This is a genomic window from Bradyrhizobium vignae, from assembly GCF_900324035.1.
GTDB classification, from domain to species: domain Bacteria; phylum Pseudomonadota; class Alphaproteobacteria; order Rhizobiales; family Xanthobacteraceae; genus Bradyrhizobium; species Bradyrhizobium vignae.
In genome coordinates this window covers 3,971,991-3,995,751 of the sequence record NZ_LS398110.1, presented here as the reverse complement: position 1 = coordinate 3,995,751, position 23,761 = coordinate 3,971,991, and the positions used below count along the sequence as shown (strand labels likewise).

25 protein-coding genes are annotated in these 23,761 nt (G+C 65.2%); 7 read left to right on the top strand and 18 right to left on the bottom strand.

Annotation, left to right across the window (positions count from 1 at the left end; genetic code table 11):
- The first annotated feature begins 77 nt into the window (after positions 1–77).
- From trmFO to BRAD3257_RS19425, 4 genes are all read left to right on the top strand, one after another.
- Positions 78–1,505, top strand: coding sequence for a methylenetetrahydrofolate--tRNA-(uracil(54)-C(5))-methyltransferase (FADH(2)-oxidizing) TrmFO (trmFO, locus tag BRAD3257_RS19440; RefSeq protein ID WP_122403139.1), 1,428 nt, complete (start codon positions 78–80; stop codon positions 1,503–1,505).
- Positions 1,506–1,512: 7 nt separating this feature from the next.
- Positions 1,513–2,607 carry an AMP-binding enzyme gene (locus BRAD3257_RS19435; RefSeq protein ID WP_122406659.1) on the top strand — a complete coding sequence of 365 codons (1,095 nt, stop codon included), beginning with the start codon at positions 1,513–1,515 and terminating at the stop codon, positions 2,605–2,607.
- 74 nt (positions 2,608–2,681) lie between these two features.
- The gene (locus BRAD3257_RS19430; protein WP_122406658.1) at positions 2,682–3,260 is read left to right on the top strand and encodes a CAP domain-containing protein; all 579 of its coding nucleotides are present in this window, start codon (positions 2,682–2,684) and stop codon (positions 3,258–3,260) included.
- A gap of 96 nt (positions 3,261–3,356) precedes the next feature.
- Positions 3,357–4,535, top strand: coding sequence for an aminotransferase class V-fold PLP-dependent enzyme (locus BRAD3257_RS19425; protein WP_122403138.1), 1,179 nt, complete (start codon positions 3,357–3,359; stop codon positions 4,533–4,535).
- Positions 4,536–4,594: 59 nt separating this feature from the next.
- Here BRAD3257_RS19425 and BRAD3257_RS19420 read toward each other — a convergent pair whose 3' ends face one another.
- Positions 4,595–5,056: a cupin domain-containing protein gene (locus tag BRAD3257_RS19420; RefSeq protein ID WP_122406657.1), complete on the bottom strand. Its 462-nt coding sequence runs from the start codon at positions 5,054–5,056 to the stop codon at positions 4,595–4,597.
- A gap of 112 nt (positions 5,057–5,168) precedes the next feature.
- Between BRAD3257_RS19420 and BRAD3257_RS19415 the strand changes: the two genes are divergently transcribed.
- Positions 5,169–6,722 (top strand): winged helix-turn-helix domain-containing tetratricopeptide repeat protein, encoded by a 1,554-nt coding sequence (locus BRAD3257_RS19415; protein WP_122403137.1) that lies wholly within the window; start codon positions 5,169–5,171, stop codon positions 6,720–6,722.
- Positions 6,723–6,747: 25 nt separating this feature from the next.
- Here the strand turns inward: BRAD3257_RS19415 and BRAD3257_RS19410 are convergent, their stop codons facing one another.
- The 6 genes from BRAD3257_RS19410 to yajC are packed head-to-tail and all read right to left on the bottom strand — an operon-like array spanning position 6,748 to position 12,393.
- Positions 6,748–7,992: a threonine ammonia-lyase gene (locus tag BRAD3257_RS19410; protein WP_122403136.1), complete on the bottom strand. Its 1,245-nt coding sequence runs from the start codon at positions 7,990–7,992 to the stop codon at positions 6,748–6,750.
- A 45-nt stretch (positions 7,993–8,037) separates the two neighbouring features.
- Positions 8,038–8,901: a phytoene/squalene synthase family protein gene (locus BRAD3257_RS19405; protein ID WP_122403135.1), complete on the bottom strand. Its 864-nt coding sequence runs from the start codon at positions 8,899–8,901 to the stop codon at positions 8,038–8,040.
- Complete coding sequence (locus BRAD3257_RS19400) at positions 8,898–9,281, bottom strand: Mth938-like domain-containing protein (RefSeq protein ID WP_027576230.1); 384 nt, start codon at positions 9,279–9,281, stop codon at positions 8,898–8,900. The genes BRAD3257_RS19405 and BRAD3257_RS19400 overlap by 4 nt, the downstream gene beginning before the upstream one ends.
- A gap of 60 nt (positions 9,282–9,341) precedes the next feature.
- Complete coding sequence (gene secF, locus BRAD3257_RS19395) at positions 9,342–10,361, bottom strand: protein translocase subunit SecF (RefSeq protein WP_122406656.1); 1,020 nt, start codon at positions 10,359–10,361, stop codon at positions 9,342–9,344.
- Between the two features lie 11 nt (positions 10,362–10,372).
- Positions 10,373–11,977 (bottom strand): protein translocase subunit SecD, encoded by a 1,605-nt coding sequence (secD, locus tag BRAD3257_RS19390; protein ID WP_122403134.1) that lies wholly within the window; start codon positions 11,975–11,977, stop codon positions 10,373–10,375.
- A 47-nt stretch (positions 11,978–12,024) separates the two neighbouring features.
- Positions 12,025–12,393: a preprotein translocase subunit YajC gene (yajC, locus tag BRAD3257_RS19385; RefSeq protein WP_027576227.1), complete on the bottom strand. Its 369-nt coding sequence runs from the start codon at positions 12,391–12,393 to the stop codon at positions 12,025–12,027.
- Between the two features lie 182 nt (positions 12,394–12,575).
- Between yajC and BRAD3257_RS19380 the strand changes: the two genes are divergently transcribed.
- Positions 12,576–13,568, top strand: coding sequence for an ATP-binding protein (locus BRAD3257_RS19380; RefSeq protein WP_122403133.1), 993 nt, complete (start codon positions 12,576–12,578; stop codon positions 13,566–13,568).
- 155 nt (positions 13,569–13,723) lie between these two features.
- Here BRAD3257_RS19380 and BRAD3257_RS19375 read toward each other — a convergent pair whose 3' ends face one another.
- Entirely contained in the window at positions 13,724–15,103 is a 1,380-nt protein-coding gene (locus BRAD3257_RS19375) for a peptidoglycan DD-metalloendopeptidase family protein (protein WP_122403132.1), read from the bottom strand.
- A 109-nt stretch (positions 15,104–15,212) separates the two neighbouring features.
- A complete protein-coding gene (locus BRAD3257_RS19370; RefSeq protein WP_122406655.1) occupies positions 15,213–15,863 on the bottom strand; it encodes a protein-L-isoaspartate(D-aspartate) O-methyltransferase in 651 nt (216 codons plus the stop codon).
- Between the two features lie 230 nt (positions 15,864–16,093).
- On the opposite strand from BRAD3257_RS19370, the gene BRAD3257_RS19365 reads away from it, so the two are divergent.
- Positions 16,094–16,465, top strand: coding sequence for a response regulator (locus tag BRAD3257_RS19365; RefSeq protein WP_122403131.1), 372 nt, complete (start codon positions 16,094–16,096; stop codon positions 16,463–16,465).
- A gap of 2 nt (positions 16,466–16,467) precedes the next feature.
- Here BRAD3257_RS19365 and surE read toward each other — a convergent pair whose 3' ends face one another.
- The 9 genes from surE to nagZ form a co-directional block, all read right to left on the bottom strand.
- Positions 16,468–17,235: a 5'/3'-nucleotidase SurE gene (gene surE / locus BRAD3257_RS19360; protein ID WP_162500267.1), complete on the bottom strand. Its 768-nt coding sequence runs from the start codon at positions 17,233–17,235 to the stop codon at positions 16,468–16,470.
- Positions 17,236–17,343: 108 nt separating this feature from the next.
- The gene (locus tag BRAD3257_RS19355; RefSeq protein WP_122403129.1) at positions 17,344–17,706 is read right to left on the bottom strand and encodes a hypothetical protein; all 363 of its coding nucleotides are present in this window, start codon (positions 17,704–17,706) and stop codon (positions 17,344–17,346) included.
- 61 nt (positions 17,707–17,767) lie between these two features.
- On the bottom strand, positions 17,768–19,099 hold the full coding sequence (gene serS, locus BRAD3257_RS19350; RefSeq protein WP_122406654.1) for a serine--tRNA ligase: 1,332 nt from the start codon (positions 19,097–19,099) through the stop codon (positions 17,768–17,770).
- A gap of 199 nt (positions 19,100–19,298) precedes the next feature.
- Positions 19,299–20,111: a twin-arginine translocase subunit TatC gene (gene tatC, locus BRAD3257_RS19345; RefSeq protein WP_122403128.1), complete on the bottom strand. Its 813-nt coding sequence runs from the start codon at positions 20,109–20,111 to the stop codon at positions 19,299–19,301.
- A complete protein-coding gene (gene tatB / locus BRAD3257_RS19340; RefSeq protein ID WP_122403127.1) occupies positions 20,108–20,602 on the bottom strand; it encodes a Sec-independent protein translocase protein TatB in 495 nt (164 codons plus the stop codon). The genes tatC and tatB overlap by 4 nt, the downstream gene beginning before the upstream one ends.
- 89 nt (positions 20,603–20,691) lie before the next feature.
- Positions 20,692–20,925 carry a twin-arginine translocase TatA/TatE family subunit gene (locus tag BRAD3257_RS19335; RefSeq protein ID WP_018642198.1) on the bottom strand — a complete coding sequence of 78 codons (234 nt, stop codon included), beginning with the start codon at positions 20,923–20,925 and terminating at the stop codon, positions 20,692–20,694.
- A 165-nt stretch (positions 20,926–21,090) separates the two neighbouring features.
- Positions 21,091–21,855 (bottom strand): SMC-Scp complex subunit ScpB, encoded by a 765-nt coding sequence (gene scpB, locus BRAD3257_RS19330; RefSeq protein WP_162500266.1) that lies wholly within the window; start codon positions 21,853–21,855, stop codon positions 21,091–21,093.
- A gap of 21 nt (positions 21,856–21,876) precedes the next feature.
- A complete protein-coding gene (locus tag BRAD3257_RS19325; RefSeq protein ID WP_028179491.1) occupies positions 21,877–22,716 on the bottom strand; it encodes a segregation and condensation protein A in 840 nt (279 codons plus the stop codon).
- Entirely contained in the window at positions 22,713–23,741 is a 1,029-nt protein-coding gene (gene nagZ / locus BRAD3257_RS19320) for a beta-N-acetylhexosaminidase (RefSeq protein WP_122403125.1), read from the bottom strand. Before nagZ ends, BRAD3257_RS19325 begins: the two co-directional genes overlap by 4 nt.
- Positions 23,742–23,761: the final 20 nt, after the last annotated feature.

Sequence of the window (23,761 nt, the reverse complement as noted above, 5' to 3'; positions counted from 1 at the left end):
GGCGTTGTCGTATCTGGTGGCAGAAAACTCGATCTCGGCGATTCCACTCTCCGCCGAAAAGCGCTACCTGTCCGCCCATGACAGGACCTCATTCCAGTAGTGTGCACGTGATCGGCGCGGGCCTTGCCGGCTCCGAAGCCGCCTGGCAGGTCGCCAAAGCCGGTGTGCCCGTAGTGCTGCACGAGATGCGGCCGGACCGCATGACCGAGGCGCACCGCACCGACGGACTCGCCGAACTCGTCTGCTCCAATTCGTTCCGCTCGGACGATGCTGCCAGCAACGCTGTCGGCTTGCTTCATGCGGAGATGCGCCGGCTCGACTCGTTGATCATGCGCGCGGCGGACGCCAACCAGGTGCCCGCCGGCGGCGCGCTTGCGGTCGATCGCGACGGCTTCTCGGCGGCCGTGACCGAGGCACTGAATGACCATCCCCTGATCGAGATCGCACGTGGCGAGGTCGCTGGCCTGCCGCCGGCCGACTGGAGCAACGTGATCGTTGCAACCGGTCCCCTCACCTCCGCGCCGCTGGCTGACGCCATCCGCGAATTGACCGACGAGAATGCGTTGGCCTTCTTCGATGCGATCGCACCGATCGTTCATCGCGAGTCCATCGATATGTCAGTGGCCTGGTTCCAGTCGCGCTACGACAAGGTCGGCCCCGGCGGCAACGGCGCCGACTACATCAACTGCCCGATGACCAAGGAGCAGTATGACGGCTTCGTCGCCGCGCTGATCGCCGGCGAGAAGACCGAGTTCAAGGAATGGGAAACCAATACCCCCTATTTCGACGGCTGCCTGCCGATCGAGGTGATGGCGGAGCGCGGCCCCGAGACGCTGCGCCACGGTCCCATGAAGCCGGTCGGCCTCACCAATCCGCACGATCCCACGACGAAACCCTACGCGGTCGTGCAGCTGCGCCAGGACAACAAGCTCGGCACGCTCTACAACATCGTCGGCTTCCAGACGAAGCTGAAATACGGCGAGCAGCAGCGCATCTTCCGCACCATTCCCGGACTGGAGAAGGCGGAGTTCGCCCGTCTCGGCGGCCTGCATCGCAACACCTTCCTGAATTCGCCAAAGCTGCTCGATGGCCAGTTGCGCCTGCGCGCGCAGCCGCGGCTGCGCTTCGCCGGGCAGATGACGGGCTGCGAGGGCTATGTGGAGTCCGCCAGCGTCGGCTTGATCGCCGGTCTCTACGCAGCAGCGGACGCGCGCGGTGAGACGCTTGTCAGTCCGCCGGCTACGACGGCGCTCGGATCGCTGCTCGGCCACATCACCGGCGGCCATATCGAGACCATCGAGCCGGGCACGCGCTCGTTCCAGCCGATGAACATCAATTTCGGCCTGTTCCCGCCGCTCGCGACGGTGCCGGCGAAGAAGCCCGACGGCACGCGGCTGCGCGGCAGCGAGAAGACGGTGGCCAAGAAGCAGGCGCTGAGCGCACGAGCGCTCGCCGATCTCGATCGCTGGATCGCCGACCACCTGCGCATTGCCGCCGCCGCGTGAGCTTTCGATGAGCCTCCCCAAAGACGACGCCGCAGTGCTGTCGCCGCGCTGGACCGAAGGTGTGCTGCTCAAGCGAGACGTGTTCTCGACCGTCGAGCGCGGCCGCTTCCGCAGCGAAAGCGGCGAGATCGACGCGGTGCTGCGCCGGCTCGATGAGGTGCCATGGTGGTCGTTCCTGCTGGCACGCCATCTGTTCGCCCGCGAGAAGCATGCGCTGCTGCGCGCCAAAGGCCTCAACGCCGGTCCGGAGCTGCTGTGGGCCGGACGCCGCGCTCTGGTGCGCGGCTTCGTCGACGGCGTCGCACTGCATCTGGCCAAGCCGCATGGCGATCTCACCTATTTCCGCTCGGCCAAAGCCGTGCTGCGCCGGCTGCGCCGCGCCGGCATCTGCCACAACGATCTCGCCAAGGAGCAGAACTGGCTGGTCGGCCGCGACGGCAGGGCCTATGTGACCGACTTCCAGCTTGCAGCTTGCTTTAACCGCCGCGGCCGGCTCTATCGCATCCTCGCCTATGAAGACCTGCGGCATCTGCTCAAGCACAAGCGCTCCTACGCGCCGGAGGCGCTGACGCCGCGGGAGCGAAAGATACTGGCGAAGAAGTCGTTCGCCGCGAGCCTGTGGCTTGCCACCGGCAAGAAGGTCTATCGCGCCGTCACCCGCGGCCTGTTCAATTTCACCGACCGCGAGGGTGGCGGCCGCAGGCTCGTCAACGACGCGCCGGTCCTGGCCGAACTGATCCTGCGGAATCCTGCCGTGCGCGACGCCGCCATCGTCGCCTTTGCCGACCGGCGCTCCGGCGTCGGGCTCTATGCCTTCGTCGAAGCCGATCAGGCCGCGCTCGAAGGCCAGCTCCGCAGCGAGCTTGCCGCCGCCAACGGACCGAAGCCACCCGAGCACATCCAGGTCGTGCACGCCCTGCCACGCAACACCAGCGGCAAGCCGCGCACCGAGGTCCTGCAACTCGTCGCCATGAACCAGCTCGACCTGATCGAGCCGATGATGACGAACGAGCAGGACCGGGCCTTCCTCAAGGACATCCTGGAGCAGCGCAAGAACCTTCGCGACCGCTTCAATTTCGAGGCGAACCTGCCGACGAGCTAGCGCGGGGTCTGCGCCTTGAAGCGTCCACATTGGCGATGGAGAAGCGTACGGACAAGGCTGGGTTGGGAAAGATCATGGGCGCTCGGGGAGCGATAATACATCGTGTGGTTGGCGGGATGATCGCTGGCCTTCTGTTGCTGGCAGGCACGCCCGCGATGGCCGACTCGCCGGCCGAGTTGATCTCGAGCTTCCGTCTCAAGCATGGCGAGATCCGCGTCGTCCGCGATGCCACGCTCGACCGCATTGCCATGGATCAGGCCCGCGCGATGGCGGCGAAGGATGACCTGAGCCACGACGCACTCGGTCCGTTCAACCGCCGTGTCGCACCGGCGGGCGCGGGGCGCGCCGCCGAGAACATCGCCTACGGGTATGACAGTTTCGAGAAGACGTTGGGTCAGTGGATCGACTCGTCCGGGCACCGCAAGAACCTGTTGCTGCACAACGCCTCTCGCGTCGGCCTTGCGAGCGCCAAGAATGCCAGCGGCAAGCGCACCTATTGGGCCATGGTAATCGCCGGCGACTACGAGCCGAAGGGCAAGGGTAAAGGCAAGAAGGACAAGGAGCCGCTGGTTGCCGTGAAGCGCGAGGCTGCTCCGGCAAGCAAGCCCAAATCCAGCAACTGCCACATCAAGCTGCTCAGCCTCTGCATCTGAAACGAGACCGGGCCGTCTTGCTCGCAGTCTTCGACGTGTCAAATTCATGCACGAACGTCCAGTTCATGCACGAACGTCCAGGAGGCGGAGGCGCAAGTGATCGACATCGAGCGGATACGTGCTGAGACACCGGCCGCCTCGCGGCTCGTATACCTGCATAATGCCGGTGCGGCCCTGATGCCGGCGCCCGTTGTCGCGGCGATGAAGCAGCATATCGATCTCGAAAGCGATATCGGCGGTTATGCCGCTGCCGACCGTGAATCCGATCGGCTCGACGCGATCTACGGCTCGGTCGCGCGCCTGCTCAATGCCGCCCCCGATGAGATCGCACTTGTCGAGAACGCGACCGTTGCCTGGCAGATGGCGTTCTACGCGCTGCCGTTCCGCGAGGGCGACCGCATCCTGACCGCCGAGGCGGAATACGCCGCCAACTATGTCGCCTTTCTTCAGGCCGCGAAACGAACCGGCGTGACGATCGACGTCGTGCCGAGCGATTCCAGCGGCGAGCTCGACGTGCACGCGCTCGAACGCATGATCGACGAGCGCGTGAAGCTGATCGCCATCACCTGGGTGCCGACCAATGGCGGGCTGGTCAATCCCGCCGCGGCAATCGGCAAGATCGCGCGGGCGCACGGCATTCCCTATCTGCTCGACGCATGCCAGGCGGTCGGACAGATGGCGGTCGACGTCGAAGCCGTCGGCTGTGACATGCTGTCGGCGACGGGGCGCAAATTCCTGCGCGGCCCGCGCGGCACGGGCTTTCTCTACGTCCGCCGTGCGCTGCTGCAACGGCTCGAACCGCCGATGATCGACCATTTCGCAGCGCCCTGGGTCTCGCGCGATGAATATCGGCTCCGCGACGATGCGCGCCGTTTCGAGACCTGGGAGAACAATTACGCGGCCCGGCTTGGGCTCGGCGCTGCCATCGATTATGCGCTGGACATCGGCATGGATGCCATCGAGGAGCGCTGCCGGCTGCTCGCGGGCCGCCTGCGCCGCGGCCTTGCGGCCCTTCCCGGCATCACCATTCGCGACCTTGGGCGTTCGCCGGGTGCGATCGTCAGCTTCACGATGGCCGGGCACGGGGCGGACGACATTGTCGCAAGTTCCGCTACAGCCGGCATCACGATCGGCGCTTCGGATCCGTCGAGCACGCGCATCGATGCTGAGCTTCGCTCGCTGCCGCATCTCGTGCGGGCGTCACCGCATTATTACAACACGGAGGCCGAGGTCGATCGGCTGGTCGCGCATCTGGCGGACCTGACGTCACGATAGCAAAAGGAGCCGGCGCGACCGGCCGACGTGACGTCGGCCACGATCGCGCCGCCCTGACATCAAGCTCTTGTCGTCAATGCCGAGAGTTGGTCGGTATCAAAGCGGGCGCGCAAGGCGCTGATGGCTCTCGCATCCGGCGGCCCACTCGCCGTCAACTTGGCCAGTTCCTCGAAATAATGCTCGTGTCCCGGCGGGGAGACGGTCATGAGCACACGCGCGGGCTTCTCGCTCACGTTGGTGATGTTGTGAGCCACGCCCGAAGGAATGAAGAGAAAGGTCCCGGGGGTTGCCCGGACAACCTCATCCCCAACGTGCCATTCACACTCGCCTTCGAGCATGTAGAAGGTCTCTTCCTGAACACGATGCACGTGCCGGCCGGTGGCAAATCCGGCCGGAATCGTCCAGTCGAACATACTCGTGTGCCTGGTGTCCTCGCCGGTCACCAGGAAGCCCATGGGTTTGCCGCGCAGCACAACCCCTTCGGACTCGCCTGGCCTGCGGATCACGTGTTTCACGGTCATGTACCCCTCCATCGCTTGTTGCAGCCGCGATAGTGATCCAGGCCAGCCCGAAAGTGGTGAAGCCGATCGGAAAACGTTGCAAAAAACCTGCGAAATGTGCCCTTCTTCGGCGATGGCCGCGATCCTTGAATTTGGTCCCTTTCGGCTCGATGCCGAGGCGGGAATCCTGTTCCACGGGGCTGAGCCGACGGGACTCGGCCGGCGGGCCGTGCTGCTCCTCGCCCTCCTCGTCCGGCAGGCTGGCGCGCCAGTTTCGAAAGATGCCTTGATCGAGGCGGCCTGGCCCGGCCAGGCCATTGAGGACAGCAATCTGACGGTCCAGATCGCGGCGGTGCGGCGCACGCTGGCTGACATCTCCGGCGATGCACATTGGATCGAAACGTTGCCGCGCCGCGGCTATCGCTATGTCGGCCCCACCGTGACGACGTCCGATCCGGATCGCGCACAGGCAGCGCCGCAAGCGCCGCCGCTGACACTGCCCGACAGGCCGTCGATCGCGGTGCTGCCTTTCACGAACCTAAGCGGCGATGCGGAGCAGGATTATTTCGCCGACGGAATGGTCGACGACATCATCACCGGGTTGTCACGCATCAACTGGCTGTTCGTGATCGCGCGGAATTCCACATTCGCCTACAAGGGCCGTGCGGTGGACGTGAAGCAGGTCGGCCGCGAGCTTGGTGTACGCTACGTCCTGGAAGGCAGCGTCCGCAGGACAGGCACGCTGGTCCGCATCACCGGCCAGTTGATCGATGCGGCGAGCGGAATGCACGTATGGGCCGAGCGATTTGACCGCCGGTCCGAAGACGTCTTCGCCCTCCAGGATGACATTGCATTGTCGACCGTCGGTGCCATCGCGCCCAGCCTGCGGCGTGCCGAGATCAACAGGGTCAAGCGCAAGCGGCCGGACAGCCTGGATGCCTATGATCTCGTCCTGCGCGCCCAGCCGGACGTTGACTCCGGCATGCCCGCCCAGGTCACCCAGGCCCTCGTGTTGCTTGAGCGTGCGATCGCGCTCGAGCCTGCGTATGCGCTCGCGCACGGCAATGAAGCAATGTGCCATCACTGCTTGTTTCTCCGGGCCGGTCTGCAGGAAGCCAATCGCGAGGCTTCGATCCGCCACGCGCGCTCGGCCATCGTCCACGGCCAGGACGACGCACTTGCGCTCACGCTCGCGGGCTTTTCGGTCGGCATGGACGGGCACGATCGCTCCGCGGCATTCACCGCGTTCGAGGCCGCGCTCGCCATCAGCCCATCATCGGCGCTGACCTACATTCTCGGAAGTGTCGTGCTCGGCTGGGGCGGAGATTCCGACCGCGCCATCGAATGGAGCGAGCAAGGCCTGCGGCTCAGCCCGTTCGATTCCTGGGCTTTCGCCGCATTCGACGCCCAGGCGCTCGGGCACTTCCACCGCGGCCGATATGAGGAAGCGTGCCGCGCCGCTTACCGCTCGGTTCAGGCCAATCCTCGCCACAGCATCACCTATGTGCAATTGGCCGCAGCGCTGGCAAAGCTGGGACGATTGCAGGAGGCGAAGGCAGCGGCCGCGCGGGTGCTGGAGCTACACCCGACCTTCCGCTACGGCCGTCAATTTCAGGGCGTCAACTGCGCGCCGGCGCTGGCCTCCTCGCTGGGCGACGCGCTCCGCGTTGCGGGCCTTCCCGAGTAGCGCTCGGCTCGGCCTCGCGTTGCGCTCAAGCGCAGCGCGCGCTCAGTCCGGATGCGCTGAGCCGGGCCATCACCTCATCGAGATGGGCGGCATCACGGGTCTCGATGACGAGCTGCAGCAGCGTCGCCTTGGCCGGCAGGTCGGAAAAGGTCCGCTGATGCGAGACCTCGATGATGTTCGCACCCGCCTCGGCCAGCAGCGCCGCCACGGCGGCCAACTGCCCGGGCCGATCGGGAATATCGAGCGACAGTTGCGTCAACCGCCCCTCGCGCGCCAGCTCGCGGGTGAGGACGGAGGCGATCAGCCGCGTGTCGATATTGCCTCCGCTCAGCACCAGGCCGACCTTCTGGCCGACAAAGCGGGACGGATCGGACATCAGCGCGGCAAGGCCGGCGGCGCCGGCGCCCTCGACAACAGTCTTCTCGATCGAGATCAGGGTCGCGACCGCGCGCTCAAGCTCCGCTTCGCTAACGAGCGCAATGTCGTCGACAAGGCGGCGGACGATCTCGGTGGTGATCTTGCCCGGCGATTTCACCGCAATGCCCTCGGCGAGCGTATCGCCGCGCGCCGGCAGATTGCCGTCATGGATGGCGTTGTACATCGAGGGATAGAGCCAGGCCTCGACGCCCAATATCCGCAGCGACGGTTTGATCGATTTCGCGGCAATGGCAATGCCGCTGATCAACCCGCCGCCGCCGATCGGGACGACCAGCGTATCGAGCTCCGGGACCGCCTTGAGCATTTCCAGCCCGATCGTGCCCTGCCCCGCGATCACGAGCGGATCGTCATAGGGATGGACGAAGATCATGCCGTGCGCTTCACCATGGCTGCGCGCAAAGGCGGCCGCCTCTTCCAGCGTCGCGCCCGTGACCACCACCTCGGCGCCGTGATGCCTGGTGTTCTCGATCTTCACCATCGGCGTGCCGATAGGCATCACGATGGTGGCGGGAATGCCGATCCGCTTGGCGTGGTAGGCGACGCCCTGCGCGTGATTGCCCGCGGACATTGCGATCACGCCCCGCGCGCGCTCTTCCGGCGTCAGCGCGGTCAGCCGGTTGAGAGCGCCGCGCTCCTTGAACGAGGAGGTGAACTGGAGGTTCTCGAATTTGAGCCAGATGTCGCAGCCGCAGATGCTGCTCAGCGTGCGGCTGTAGTTGCAGGGCGTCTCGACGACGGCGCCCTGGATGGTCTCGGCGGCAGCGCGAATGTCTTCCGGTGCGACCGAAAGGCCGCTGACTTCGGAGGACGTGGTTTGGGACAAGTCAGCCATGGGACAGCATAGAGCATTTCGCCGGCCCAGGCGATAAGCCAGCCTCTATTTGGTAAATTCACGTGATCGCGAGGCGCGCCACAGTGTCCAGAGCGTGCGCAGCCGCGACGACGGCTGCAGCGTAAACGGGTTTCGTCCCGGACGCGAGAGGCGCTTGAGATCGGCCTGCGCCTGGCTCAGCGGTAGAAACGCCGGCCGCACGGACGGCGCCACCTGCGCCAGCAGCGACGACGACGCCGTCATATGCTGCCGGGCTTCAGCCGCAAGCTGCTCCAGCACCGCGTGGAGACTGGGTGTCTCCTTGCCGGCGAAGACATCCTGCATGCTGCAATTGTGCCTCTCGAGCACCTGTTGCGGCAAGAACAGCTGCCGGTGCGCGGCATCGCGCGGCAAATTGGCTATGACCTGCACGAGGCCCTGCGCCAGTCCGGCATGACGAGCGAGATGCTCGACCGCCTCCGATCGTGGTCCCATGATCCGGGCAGCGAGATCGAACAGCGCCGATGACGTCGCCGCCAGATACCCCTCCAGCGCGGCCATGGTCGGCATCGGGTCATTGTAGAGATCGAACTGGTGCTCGTCGGCAAGCAACGACAGCGGCTCGACGGGCAGGTCGAAATCGCGGATCGCGCGCAGCAGCTCGGCCGCCACGGGATTGCCCTCAGCGCTGCCATGGACATGGCCCGACAGCATGTCGGTCCACCATTGCAGGCGGATTTCGCCGGGCAATGGCTGGCTCACCTGGTCGCGGACGCGCACGATCTCGACATTGAAGGCATAGAGCGCCAACAACGCGCGGCGCTCGGCGGCAGGCGCGAACAGGGTCGCGGCATAGCGCGGAAAGTCATGGCTACGCACGAGATCGGCGCAGAAGGCAACGGAGTCGGGCGGCGGCGCAGCGCGGCTCATGGCACGGCGATCAGCGCGGCTGCGACGCGCCGCCGTTCGCCGATCATGATGTTGTAGGTGCGCACGGCCGGGCCGGTCTGCATCGTGTCCAACACCACCCTCACCGCCTTGAGCGCCTGGCGGAGCTCCGGCGGGGGCAGCCAGAGCCCGGTTCCGGTGCCGACGAGCAGCGTGTCGATGCTGTTGGCGGCTGCGAACACCCGATCCAGCGAGTAGCGATCGATCTTCTGGGGGTCCGTCACATCCCAGGCCCAGATCGCATCGGGCAGGCACAGCAGCGATCCTCGATGCGACATGCCGGCAAAGGCGAAGCCGCCCTTGCCATAGGCATCGATCGGCGCCGAGCGCGGGAAATGCGGAGCGTTGGGATCGCCGGCCATGAGCTTCGTCCGAATGGGCTTACTGCCCCCGCAAACTCCTGCGAGGGCATGAGGTTCGGATCATGCCTTGCTTTTCTTCGCCGGCGTAGCGGAATCGGGCGCATCCTCGCGATGCTCGCCGACGCCGAGATAGATCAGGATCGGCGCCGCAATGAAGATCGAGGTGTAGGTGCCGACCAGCACCACGCCGAACATCATCACCGCGGTGAAGCTGTGGATCGCGTGGCCGCCGAACAGCAGCAGAGCGAGCAGCGCCAGCGTCACTGTGAAGTGAGTGATGATCGAGCGCGACAGCGTCGAGTTGATGGACTCGTTGAGCAGCTGCGGCATCGGCATCTTCTTGTAGCGCCGCAGCATTTCGCGGATACGGTCATAGATGACGACGGTGTCGTTGAGCGAATAGCCGAGGATCGTCAGGAGCGCGGCTATGCTGGTCAGGTCGAAATCGACCTGGCTGATCGACATGAAGCCGATCGTCAGCACGATGTCGTGCACGTTGGCGATCATCGCGCCGAGCGCGAACTGCCATTCGAAACGGAACCAGAGATAGATCAGGATGCCAACGATGGCGAGCATCAGGCCGAGCATGCCGTAGGCCAGGAGCTCACCAGCGACACGCGGACCGAGCACCTCGGTGCGCTGAATGTCGACGCTGTCGCCGAGCGCGCCTCGAAGCTTCTGCAGGGCCGCCTGCTGTGCGGCGTCGCCACCCGGCTGTTCCGCAACGCGGATCAGCACGTTGTCGGGGCCGCCGAACTGCTGCAACTGAATTTCGCCGAGACCCAGGGCATCGAGCTTGGTGCGCATCGCCGCGATGTCGGCGGTGCCTGACCTCGCCTTCACCTCCAACAGCGTGCCGCCCTTGAAGTCGATACCGAGGTTCAGGCCATGGGTGAAGAACAGCGTGATCGCGACGATCGACAGCGCCGCCGAGATCGGGAAGCTGATGCGGCGGAAGCGCGTGAAGTCGAAATGCGTATCATCGGGGACGATGCGCAGCGACGGTAGCACGCCAAGCGCGGCGACCACGGTGAGGACGGCAATCAAGATGCCAAGCCCGATGAGAATGTAGTGATTCACGGTCTTGGCTCCTAGATCGGCACGCTCTGCGGCCGCCGCCACCGCACCCACCATGCCACGATCAGCCGGGTCAGCGTGAACGCGGTGAACACCGTGGTGATGATGCCGATGCCGAGCGTCACGGCGAAGCCGCGCACCGGGCCGGTGCCGATGTAGAACAGCACCGCGGCGGCAATGAAGGTGGTGATGTTGGAATCGAGGATGGTCGCGAGCGCGCGCTTGAAGCCGGCATCGATCGCCGAGATCGCGTTGCGTCCGCCGCGCAGCTCCTCGCGGATGCGCTCATAGATCAGCACGTTGGAGTCGACCGCGATGCCGACGGTGAGCACGATGCCGGCGATGCCGGGCAGCGTCAGCGTGGCGTTGAGCAGCGACAACAGGCCGAAGATCATGGCGACGTTGATGGCCACCGCGATGTTCGCGAACACCCCGAACAGCCGATAGGTTACGAGCATGAACACGATGACGAGGATCGAACCGACATAGGCGGCGAGCTCGCCCTTCTCGATCGAGTCCTGGCCGAGGCCCGGACCGACGGTGCGTTCCTCGACCACCGTGAGCGGCGCCGGCAGCGCGCCGGCGCGCAGGAGAATTGCGAGATCGTTGGCCGATTGCACGGTGAAGTTACCGGAGATCTGGCCTTGGCCGCCGGTGATCGGCTCGCGGATCACGGGCGCCGAGATCACCTTGTTGTCGAGCACGATGGCGAAGGGCAGTCCGACGTTCTCAGTCGTGGCCTGCGAGAACTTGCGGGCGCCCGAGGTGTTGAACTTGAAGCTGACGACCGGTTCGCCCGTGCGCTGGTCGAAGCTCGCCTGGGCGTCGGTCAGGTCACCGCCAGCGACCAGCACCTGCTTCTTGACCACGTAGGGCGTCGGCGGCGGCGATGCGCTCATCAGCAGCTCGGATTCCGGCGGCAACCTGCCCGCTTGCGCCTGATCAGGCGGCACGGAGGTGTCGACCATGCGGAATTCCATCTTCGCGGTCTTGCCCAGCAGCTCCTTCAGGCGCGTCGGGTCCTGGAGGCCGGGGACCTGCACCAGGATGCGGTCGTTGCCCTGGCGCTGGATCACGGGCTCGACGGTGCCGAGCTCGTTGACGCGGCGTTCGACGATCTGGATCGACTGCTCGATGGTCTTGCGCATGCGGTCGAGCATCGCGGCCTGCGGGATGGACAGGCGGATCACGCCGCCGCCGGCATCAGCCACCTCCAGGTCGCGCTGACCGCTGGATCCCATCAGGCCGCCCAGCGGCTGGGACAGCTCCCGCAGCTTGGCGAGTGCGGCCTGCGCATCGGCTTCCTTGGTGATGCGAACCTCGACCGCGTCGTTGCGCACCGTGACGCCGCCGGTGAAGCCGATCTTGGCATCGCGCAACGTCCGGCGAACGTCGTCGCGGATTTGGTCGAGCCGCTCCTTCTTCACGTAGCTGGAATCGACCTCGAGCAGCAGATAGGAGCCGCCCTGGAGGTCGAGGCCGAGGACGAGCCGACGCTGCGCCCAGGCGGGCCAGGTCTTGACCTGTGCCTCGGGGAAGAAGTTGGGGACCGCGCAGAGGCACACGATCAGCGCCGTCAGGATAATCCCCAGCGCCTTCCACCGCGTGAAATACAACATCGACTGGACCTGTCAGATCAGGAAACTTGAGACTCGCGGTGAAGCGCTCACTTCGCCGCGGTGTCGTCCTTGGCGCTTTCCTTCGAGCTTTCTTTGGCTGGCTCGCCCTTGGCACGCACGCCCGAGATCATCTGGCGCATCTGCCGCACGCGGACGCCGTCCGAAATCTCGAACTCGATCTGATCGTCATCGACGACCTTGGTGACCTTGCCGACGAGGCCGCCCGAGGTCACGACGGTGTCGCCGCGTCGAATGTTCTTCACGAGTTCGGCGTGATCGCGGACCTTCTTCTGCTGCGGACGCAGAATCAGGAAGTACATGATCACGAAGATCAGGGCGAACGGCAGCAGCGACATCAACATGCTGTTGGTGTCGCCGGCGCCCGCGGCCTGGGCATACGCAGGGGTAATCAGCATTCGGACGATCCTCGTGAGAACGGGGGAAGGCCGGTCAGGCCCTCAAAGGCGACCGGTTCGGTCAAATTCGCGCGGACTATAGCGGCCATTGCCCCAATTGCAACGCTGCCAGACCGCCCTTTTGGGCCACCTTGCGGCGCGCCATGAGGCCCGATAAGGCTGCGTTCTCAGGAACTTCGGACATGCCCAAAAAACCAAGCAAAAGCCCGGCCGGCAAAGGCCCCCGCACCCCTGCCAGGAAGCCCGCCCGCGTCGCGGCAAAACGCCCCACGGCAGCCCCCAAGGCTATCACCAAGACAGCCCCAGACGTCTCTCAGGAACGCATCGTCCGCGCGCTGGAGACCATTGCGGCGCACCTCTCCGCCCAAGGCAGGCCGGCAGTCGAGGCCGAGTCGTTCAAGCGGGCGGATGCCTACGTCTGGCACCCGGACGGGCGCCTTGCGGCCGTACCGCGGGTCAGCCGTGTGGAGCTGTTCCTCCTGAAGGGCGTCGACCGGATGCGTGACATCCTGATGGAGAATACCGAGCGTTTCGCCAACGGCCTGCCGGCCAATAACGCCCTGCTCTGGGGCGCCCGCGGCATGGGCAAGTCGTCGCTGGTGAAGGCAGCGCATGCCAGCATCAACGCGGAGCGCAAACCCGCCGACAAGCTCAAGCTGATCGAGATCCACCGCGAGGACATCGAAAGCCTGCCGGCGCTGATGGAGCAGCTGCGGGCCTCCTCCTTCCGCTTCATCGTGTTCTGCGACGACCTGTCCTTCGACGGCAACGATGCCTCCTACAAGTCACTCAAGGCCGTGCTCGAAGGCGGCATCGAAGGCCGGCCCGAGAACGTCATCCTCTACGCCACCTCCAATCGCCGCCATCTGCTGGCGCGCGAGATGATCGAGAACGAGCGGTCGACCGCGATCAATCCCGGCGAAGCGGTCGAGGAGAAGGTCTCACTGTCGGATCGTTTCGGCCTCTGGCTCGGCTTTCACCGCTGCAGCCAGGACGAATACCTCGCCATGGTGCGCGGTTATTGCAGCCATTTCGACATCAAGATCGACGACGAGGCGCTGGAACGCGAGGCGCTGGAATGGTCCACGACACGCGGCTCGCGCTCGGGCCGCGTCGCGTGGCAGTTCGTGCAGGAGCTTGCGGGTCGGCTGGGCGTGAAGCTGACGGCGCGGTAACGGGAGCTCTTGCCCCGCCCATAACGGTCATTCCCCGCGAAAGCGGGGAATTCAGTACGCCGCGGCCTATCGGCCAACACTAAATATCTCTGGAATACTGGGTCGCCCGGTCAGGCCGGGCGACGACACCGTTCGTGTGGAGCGGTGCGTAAGCTTCACGCCCCATTCAGGAATTGAAGCGGGTCAACCGGGTTCGATCCCTTGCGGATCTCGAAGTGGAGCTGCGGCGACGCCACCTCCCCGGATTGACCCGACTTGGCAATGACCTGGCCGCGCTTGATGGTATCGCCGCGCTTCACCAACAGCTCACTCGCATGGGCATATGCGGTGACGTAGCCGTTGGAGTGCCGAACCAGGACCAGATTGCCGTAACCTTTCAGCTCGTTGCCGGAATAGGCGACGACGCCGTCTTCAGCCGCCTTGACCGGCGTCCCCTCGGGCACCGCGACATTGATGCCGTCATTGGACTTGCCATTCGTCTTGGCACCGTAGCTCGTGACCACCTTGCCACGGACCGGCCAACGGAAGGTCGGCAGCGCGCCGGTGGCCTCCGCAGCCTTCCCCGGCGTCTCGGCGGGCTTCTCATCGACATTGGCCGTGGCTTGAGCCAGGCGTGCGCTCTGCACGGGCGCGGCGGCCGTGGCCATCTTGGTGGCGGGCGCCGGAGCAGCCGCAACGGGCTGGAGCGTTCCGGCCACTGGAGCAGCCCCGACCGGAGCCGCGGCAGCCGGCGCCGCGACGGCCGCGGTCTTGGCGCCCGGTACGGTCAGCTTGGTGCCGAGCTTGAGTTTTGCAGACGGGTCGAGGCCGTTGGCACGGGCGAGTTCAGCCGCCGAGATGTGGTTCTTGCGGGCGATGCTGGCGAGCGTGTCGCCGGCATTGACGAAGTGGGTGCTCGACGGTGCCGCAACCGCAGCAACCGGCTTCGCCGCGGGCGCCGCCGCGATGGGCGCCGACGCGGGGGCTGCGGCCGTCGCCGGATGGGGGATGATCAGTTGCTGGCCGGGCGAGAGCGCCCGCGGGCCCTTGTAGCCATTGGCGGCAAGGATCGCCTGCGGCGTGACGTGATAGCGCTTGGCGAGCACGTCGAGCGTATCGCTGGTGCCGACGATGATCTTGGTCCCACCGGCCGGCTGGGCGGCCGCAACCGAGCGCGGCGGCACCGTGGCAGTGGTTTCGAGATGCGGCTGTGCCGGAGGCGCATAGGAGCTGACGCCGCGCCCGCCACCGGATACGCCGCCGCCTCCCGCAACCGGATAGGATTGCGGCGCGGACACCGCCGGCGGCGGCAAGGGCTGCGACTGGTAGTAACCGGGCTGTGTCTGCGGCCGCGCATATTGCGGCAGCTCACGCTGCGGCGGCGGCGCCTGCTGCACCGACCCCGTCTGTTCGGAAGCGAAGGGATTGGAGAAATTTGTCTGGGACAGTCGCGACGACATGTCGGCGCTGCACCCTGCAAAGCTGAAGGAGATCAGCGCCAGCACCGCGACCTGCGGCACGCGGCGCGAGTAAAGCAACTCGGCGACAGCGGACATGGTTACTCACTCGTACGCAACAGAACTGGTGTTTTAAGTAAACACGCGTCGAGTAAATAACGGCTTAACCCTCACAATAAGATGTTGGCGGCGCTGCCGATCCGGGATTCTACAGCTCCCGCGCCACGCCGGGCAGTGCCGGCACGAAGCGGACCTCGACGAGTTCCTTGCGCTCGATCCCGGCTTCGGTCCGGATCAGGCGGGTCAACGTCTGCACGCCCTGATGCGGGCCGACGGGGGCGATCAGGATGCCCCCGACCTCCAGCCGCCCGATCAGGTTCTCCGGAATCTGCTCCATTGCGGCGGTGACGATGATGCGATCGAACGGACCGATGTTGGGAGGCAGATTGAGACCGTCGCCAAGCATCACCTCGACATTGTGACAATCGAGCTTTTCGAGCCGGGCGCGTGCCGTGTCGGCGAGCTTGCGATAGCGCTCGACGGTCAGCACCTGGCCGGCGAGCCGCGACAGCACGGCAGCCTGGTAGCCGGAGCCAGTGCCGATTTCGAGCACCCGGTGCTGCTTCTGGAGCTGGAGCTGCTCGGTCATGTAGGCGACGACGAAAGGCTGGCTGATGGTCTGCCCGCACGCGATCGGCAGCGCGCTATCGCGATACGCACCGTCGCGATCGGCCTCGTCGACGAAAAGCTCGCGCGGCACTTCCTCCATTGTCCGCAGCACGGCCTGATCGCTGATGCCCCGACGCCTCAGCGTCAGCTGAAACATCATCTTTTCCGGCGGGTGCTGATGCGAGGTCATTGCTGCTGCTTCGTTGATCTCGTCTGGCGGATTGCCGTACTGCACCGCAAGAATCCGAGGCGCGAATCTTGTTCCGGCTCAGGAACTCATGATAGCCTTTCGGCGCAGCATCTGACCACAACCGGGCTATCAACGCGCTAGGCTATTTGCAGGTTTGGGTTCGCCGAAACGCGCATTGCGTCGCTTATCGTTATCTGCGAACGTTCGCGAGAATGGGCAAGGACTCACCAATGACTGCGACAGGGCTTTCGGGCCGCTCTGTTTTCCTCGTCGAGGACGAGGTCATGATCAGAATGATGGTCGCGGACATGCTGGAGGAGCTCGGCTACAAGGTTGCCGCCGAGGCGGGCGACATCAGCGAGGCCATGCGACTTGCTCAATCCACCGAGTTCGACCTCGCCATTCTGGATGTCAATGTCAACGGCAAGGTCATCTCGCCAGTGGCCGATGTCATCATGGCGAAGGGTTGCCCGTTCATCTTCGCCACTGGCTACGGCTCCTCCGGCTTGCCCGAACAGTACCGCGACCGGCCGGCGCTCCAAAAGCCGTTTCAACTCGAGGCGCTCGGCAAGACCATCGAAGCCGCGCTTCGCGGCGGATAGTTCTATTTCAGCATCGCGCTCAGCTCTTCCGAAAACGCTTCGTCGGTGCGGTCGAGCCTGAGCGGAGTGACTGAGACGTAGCGCTCGCGCAGCGCTGCGAGATCGGTGCCGTCGGCGGGCGTGTCGAGCATCGCGGTGCGTTCGAATCCGATCCAGAAATAAGGGTTGCCGCGGCCGTCCTTGCGCTCGTCGATCCTGAGGAAGCCCAGATTGCGCTTGCCTTGCCGCGTGACGCGGATGCCCAGCACATCCTCCGGCGCGCAGGACGGGAAGTTGATGTTGATGACGGTGTCCTTCGGAACGCCGGCGGCGATTACCTTGCGCAGGATATCGGGCCCGAATTTGCGCGCGGTGTCCCACGGCGGCCGTTCGCGGGTTTCGACACTGAACTCCTGCGACAGTGCGAATGATGGGAGCCCTAAGATGGTGCCCTCCAACGCGCCAGCAATGGTGCCGGAATAGACGACGTCTTCGGCGACGTTGCGACCTTTGTTGACGCCGGACAGCACGACATCGGGCAGCTTGGCACCCAGGATGTGGCGGGCCCCCATGATGACGCAGTCCGTCGGTGTGCCGCGCACGGCAAAGTGCCGCGGGCCGACCTCGCGCAGGCGCAGTGGATCGTTCAGCGACAGCGAATGCGACACGCCGGACTGGTCGAGCTCGGGCGCCACCACCCAGACGTCGTCGGACAAGGCGCGCGCGATCTCCTCCACGACCTTGAGGCCGGGAGCGTGGATGCCGTCGTCATTGGTGCAGAGGATGCGCATGCGGGAGCTACGATTCCTGAAAGCGGTTCTGAGCCGTCTTATCCGGCTAGGGCCGATCAGGCAAACCGGACGATTGCGGTCCGCCGTCAGGTTCCCGATCTGGTCGTGTCAGCGACGGATACGCCATTGCGGCAGGAAGCGCGCCAGGCGGCCTTCCGCACGCAGCCGCATCGCCGGCACGACCGGACTCTCGACGGGAGTTTCGATCACGCCGAGCTCCTTGAGCTGAGCGACGAACGGGTCAGAGTCCGGTGCCTGCGGAAAGCGTTCGCGCGCCACCGTCAACGCCTTGTCGAAGTCAGCAGTATTGACGCCGGGCTTGGAGCGCCGGCTCTGCACGAGATCGTCGTCCCAGAGCCGCGCGATCTCGATGTCGAGGACGCCGCGGAGGCGCTGATCGATGGCCTGAATCCCCGCACCCGTCACGGCCCATTGTCGGCCGATCCAGAAGATATCGCGGTGCAAGGCCATGAGCGGTGAGTTCGCGTTGACGGGCGCCGGCAGGATAGCCGGCCGCCCGATCTACGCAACCCTACTCGCGCGCGATCACCTTCAGCCCGCCCATATAGGGCTGGAGCACGCTGGGGACCGCGATCGAGCCGTCCTCCTGCTGATAGGTCTCCATCACCGCGATCAACGCGCGGCCGACCGCTGTGCCGGAGCCGTTCAGCGTGTGCACGAAGCGCGGCTTGCCGTCGGGCCCGCGCGAGCGCGCATCCATGCGTCGCGCCTGGAAATCGCCGCAGACCGAGCAGCTCGAGATCTCGCGGAACATGCCGCCATCGCCCTGCCCGGGCATCCAGACCTCGATGTCATAGGTTTTCTGCGACGAAAATCCCATATCACCTGCGCAGAGCGTCATCACCCGATAATGCAGGTCGAGCTTCTGCAACACCTGCTCCGCACAGGACAGCATCCGCTCCAGCTCGTCCTTGCTTGTCTCGGGCGTCGTGATCGAGACCAGCTCGACCTTGGTGAACTGGTGCTGGCGGATCATACCTCGGGTGTCACGCCCTGCGGCACCCGCCTCCGCACGGAAGCACGGCGTCAGCGCAGTCAGCCGCATCGGCAGTTGCTTCTCGTCGAGGATGGATTCGCGCACGAGGTTAGTAAGCGACACCTCAGCGGTTGGGATTAGGCCGAGGCGTTCGGTCCTCAAACGCTCATGATCGGGCGAGGCGAGCAGCTCGCCCTTGATCGCCCAGAATTGATCGTCCTCGAATTTCGGCAATTGCCCGGTGCCGAACATCACCTCGTTGCGCACCAGCAGAGGTGGATTGATCTCGGTGTAGCCATGCTCGGTGGTGTGAAGATCGAGCATGAACTGGCCGATCGCGCGTTCGAGCCGCGCCAGCCCCTTCTTCAGCACCACGAAGCGCGCGCCGGACAGCTTTGCCGCCGCCTCGAAATCCATATAGCCGAGCGCGGTGCCGAGATCGTCATGCAGCTTGGGCGCGAAGCCGTAATTGCGCCTGTTGCCGAACACGTGGTGCTGCACGTTGCCGTGCTCGTCGACCCCATCGGGCACTTCGTCGAACGGAATGTTCGGGATCGCCGACAGCTCTTTCGTCAGCTCCTCGTCGGCGGCTTTCGCGGCCGCTTCGAGCTCGGGCATCGTGGTCTTGAGCTCTGCGACCTCAGCCATCAGCTTCGCCGCGCGCGCTTCGTCCTTCGCTTTCTTGGCGTCGCCGATTTCCTTGGAGGCAGCATTGCGCCGCGCCTGCGCCTGCTCCGAGGCCAGAATCGCCGCGCGCCGCCGCTCGTCGATCGCCAGCAGCGAGGCCGACATCGGGTTCAATCCGCGCCGTGCGATGCCGGCGTCGAAGGCTTGCGGATTGTCGCGGATCGATTTGATGTCGTGCATGGCCGTGGTCCTGGGCTTGTTGCAGGCCTGCAAATCATCGATTTGCAGGCCCGCAAATGGCTGGCTTCCCTAGCACTCTGTCATCGCCCGCGAAAGCGGGCGATCCAGTATTCCAGAGACCGGGGTGATTCTCCGAGGGGCTGCCGCGTGCTGGATACCCCGCTTTCGCGGGGAATGACGGCGGAGGGGTTGCGGGGCCCTACTCCGCCGGGTTGGCCGGCGTCGATACGTCGGTGCCGGTGGCTTGCGCCGAGGCTGCAGCCTTCTTCTCCACCATCGCCACCGCGATGATCGAGCCCTCGTACAGCGCCAGCAAGGGGATCGCCAGCGAGCACTGGCTGAGCACGTCGGGCGGCGTCAGCACGGCTGCGATCACGAAGGCGATCACGATGAAATAGCGGCGCTTCTCGCGCAGCATTTTCGAGGTGATGATGCCGATGCGGCCGAGCAGCGTCAGGATCACCGGGAGCTGGAAGGCGATCCCGAAGGCGAAGATCAGCGACATCATCAGCGACAGATATTCGCCGACCTTGGGCAAGAGCTGGATTTGCGCAGTCTCATCGCTGCCGGCCTGCTGCATGCCGAGCGAGAATCGGATCAGCATCGGCAGCACGACGAAATAGACCAGCATCGCGCCCAGCACGAAGAAGAACGGCGTCGCGACCAGATACGGCAGGAAGGCCTGCTTCTCGTGCTTGTAGAGCCCGGGCGCAACGAATTTGTAGATCTGCGTCGCGACGATCGGGAACGAGATGAAGCCGGCGCCGAACAGCGCCAGCTTCAGCTGCGTGATGAAATATTCCAGCAGCGCCGTGTAGATGAACTTGGAGTTCTCGGGCCCCGCGACCCACACGAACGGCCAGACCAGCACGTTGTAGATCTGCTTGGCGAAGAAGAAGCAGAAGATGAAGGCCACGCCAAAGCCGAGCAGCGCCTTGATCAGCCGCGAGCGCAGCTCGATCAGGTGGTCCATCAGCGGGGCTTTGCTGGCCTCGATATCGGCGTCGGTCATGACGCTTTGGCGTCCTTGATCGCCTCGGGTGGCGCGGTGTCCTGCGCGACCGGTGCCTGTTCGATCTCGCGGGTGACCGCGAGCGGCTCGTTCGCATCCGCATGTGCCTCGGCCTCCACAAAAGTCGCGGGCGTCGGCGCTTCCGGAGTAGTCGGGCTAACAGGGGGCTCGACAGCTGTGGTGGCAGGCGTCTCTGCCGGCTTGTCCAGCGCATCGACGCGCAGCGCGTCGCTGACGTCCTTCTGGAGCGAGGTCAACGGATTTAATCCCGTGGCAGCCTCCTTGACCTCGTCAAAGCTCTTCTTGAGGTCGGCCATCTCGGCCTCGCGCATCGCCTCCTGGAACTGACCCTGGAATTCGGCGGCCATCCTGCGCGCCTTGCCCATCCACTGCCCGACCATGCGCAGCACGCCCGGCAGCTCTTTCGGGCCGATGGCGATCAGGGCCACGACCCCGATGAGGACCAGTTCACTCCACCCGATGTCGAACATGAGGTCTTCCGTTCACGCGAAGCCGCAGCCGGCCCAATCCCTTGCGCGCAGGATCGGGGCCGCTACCCGGGTCTCGCGTGCTCTCTGGCTCAGACGGCCTTGCTGCCGACGTCGGATCGTGCCGCGGTCGGCGCAGCATTGTGCTCGATCGACTTGGCCGGCTCGGGCTTCTCGGCGGGCTTGTCGTCGTCCTGCATGCCCTTCTTGAACGCCTTGATGCCCTGCGCCACGTCGCCCATCAGATCCGAAATCTTGCCGCGGCCGAACAGCAGCAGGACCACTGCGATCACCAAGATCCAGTGCCAAATGCTGAGTGAACCCATCCTGCAACCCTCCAAACGCGCATGGCCGGGGACCCGGCCGATCTTCACCGAAACCTAGGCTTGGCAGGGCTCAAAAACAAGGACCAAGGCAGCGCCAATTCGCTGTCGGCGCTACGCAATTTTGCTAGTGTTAACCGGTCGCAGGGCCCCGTCGTCGAACGGGCATCACTCCTCGCTGCCGCTTTCGCTGCCACCCTCGCCGCCGCCATCATTGCCGCCTTCAGGCGTCTCGGGCTCGATCGCAGGCGCCAGCGCAAGATCGAGATCCTCGCCTGGTTCCAGCGGATCCTCGTCCTCGCGCAGAGCAGGGTCATCGGACGGCGTAGGCACGCTAAATCCGGTGGGCAGGCGCGAATCCAGAAGACCCGTGCCCTTCAGCTCTTCCAGGCCCGGCAGGTCGCCGAGCTGTTCCAGCGTGAACTGCGACAGGAACTCCTCGGTGGTTCCGAAGGTGAGCGGACGGCCCGGCGTCTTGCGACGGCCGCGCGGCTTGATCCAGCCGGTCTCCAGCAGCACGTCGAGCGTGCCCTTTGAGGTGACAACACCGCGGATCTCCTCGATCTCGGCCCGCGTCACCGGCTGGTGATAGGCGATGATCGCCAGCACCTCGATCGCGGCGCGCGACAGGCGGCGGGTCTCGGTGCTCTCCCGTGTCATCAGCCAGGCCAGATCGCCGGCGGTGCGGAACGTCCATTTGTTGGCGACGCGGACGAGGTTCACGCCACGTGAGGCATAATCGGCCCGCAATTGCTCGAGCGCGGCCTTGACGTCGACGCCCTCGGGCATGCGCTTGGCCAGCGTGGCGGTATCCAGCGGTTCACTCGAGGCGAACAGCAGCGCCTCCAGCAGCCGCAATTCTTCGGGACGTGCCTGGGATTCGTTCTCCATCGGCTCGGCCTCTTCTACCCGCACTTCAGCCAGGCTTGCCATGGCAGATTCTCCTTCTTGCACTTAAGCGACCGGCGCATCAGGCGCAGGAGCTGCGTCCGGGACCGGTTTTGGGCGCCCTTTCCGGAAATAGATCGGCGCAAATGCCTCTTTCTGGTTCAGCTCGAGCTGACCTTCGCGCACCAATTCGAGCGCGGCGGCAAAGCTCGAGGCAAACACCGTCGCGCGCTGCGTCGGATCGGCGACATGCCGGATCAGGAAGTCGTCGAGCACGCCCCAGTCATCCTGTTCGTTGAGGCTGCCGACCAGCCGCTCCAACGTGGCCCGCGCTTCGGCAAGCGACCACACCGTGCGCTTGGCCAGATGCACGCTCGCCAGCACCCGCGACTGGCGCTGCGCGGCATAGGCAGTGAGCAGGTCGTACAGCGTCGCCGTGTATTTCGGGTGCTTGATCTCGGCGATTTGCTCGGGCTCGCCGCGCGGGAAGATGTCGCGCTGCAATTGCGGCCTGTTCATGAGCCGGTTGGCGGCTTCGCGAATGGCTTCCAGCCGGCGCAGGCGATTGGCGAGCGCCGTCGCCATCTGCTCCGCGCTCGGACCTTCCGCACTCGGCGGCTCCGGCAGCAGCAGGCGCGACTTCAGGAAGGCAAGCCAGGCCGCCATGACCAGGTAGTCGGCGGCAAGCTCGAGCCGGATCTTTCGCGCGGCCTCGATGAAATGGAGATATTGGTCGGCCAGCGCCAGAATCGAGATCTTGGCGAGGTCGACCTTCTGCTGTCGCGCCAGCGCGAGCAAGAGATCGAGCGGACCCTCATAGCCCTCGACGTCCACCACCAACGCCGGCTCACCCTCGGCGAGCTCTGCGGGCCGCCCGGTTTCAAACGATAGGATTTCTGCGGTCATGCCGATGCCGTGTTTGCCCGTGCGATCAATGCGTCCAGTTCGGCGCGCGCGGCCACGCGGTCGAATGGCTGCGGCGGCTTGCGTGCGGCGAGCGCGGCATTCGCCCGCTCCAATGCTCTGCCGGACAGTTCCGGTGTCTGGCCGGCGACGTCGCGCATCTCCTCGATGTTGCCGTTGCAATGCAGGGCCACATCGCAGCCGGCCGCGAAGATAGCGCGGGTCCGTTCGGCGATATTCCCCGACAGCGCGTTCATCGACACGTCATCACTCATTAACAAACCCTGGAACCCGATTGCGCCGCGAATCACGTCAGCAATCATTGTCGCAGATGTCGTCGCCGGATGGACGGGGTCGACTACGCTAAACACAACATGTGCAGTCATGGCCATCGGCAGGTCCGATAGCGGCCTGAACGCCGCGAAATCGGTGCGTTCCAGTTCGTCCCGGGGCGTATCGACGGTCGGCAGCTTGAAATGGGTGTCGGCGGTTGCCCGGCCATGACCGGGAATGTGCTTGAGAACCGGCAGCACACCGCCCTGCTCCAGTCCCTCGGTGACCGCACGGGCAATCGCCGCGACCTTTCGCGGCTCGGTCCCGTAGGCCCGGTTGCCGATGACCGCGTCAGCGCCCGGCACCGGCACGTCAGCTAGCGGCAGGCAATCCACGGTGATGCCGAGTTCGGCAAGATCGGCCGCGATCAGGCGGGCACTGAGGCGTGCGGCAGAAAGGCCGAGCGCCGAATCAGTGTCGTACAAACTCGCGAATACAGCCCCCGGCGGATAGACCGGCCACTGCGGCGGGCCGAGGCGCTGCACCCGTCCGCCCTCCTGATCAATCAGGACCGGAGCATCGGGCGCATTGGCCACCGCCCGCAATTCCGCAACCAATGCAGCAACTTGCGCTGGCGTCGCGATGTTGCGTTTGAAGAGAATGAAGCCCCATGGGCGTTCGGCACGGATAAACTCCCGCTCGGCGGCGGTCAGTTCCGTTCCGGATACGCCGGTAATGAAGGCCCGCGTGCTCATGACGGCCGATTAACCCTGCC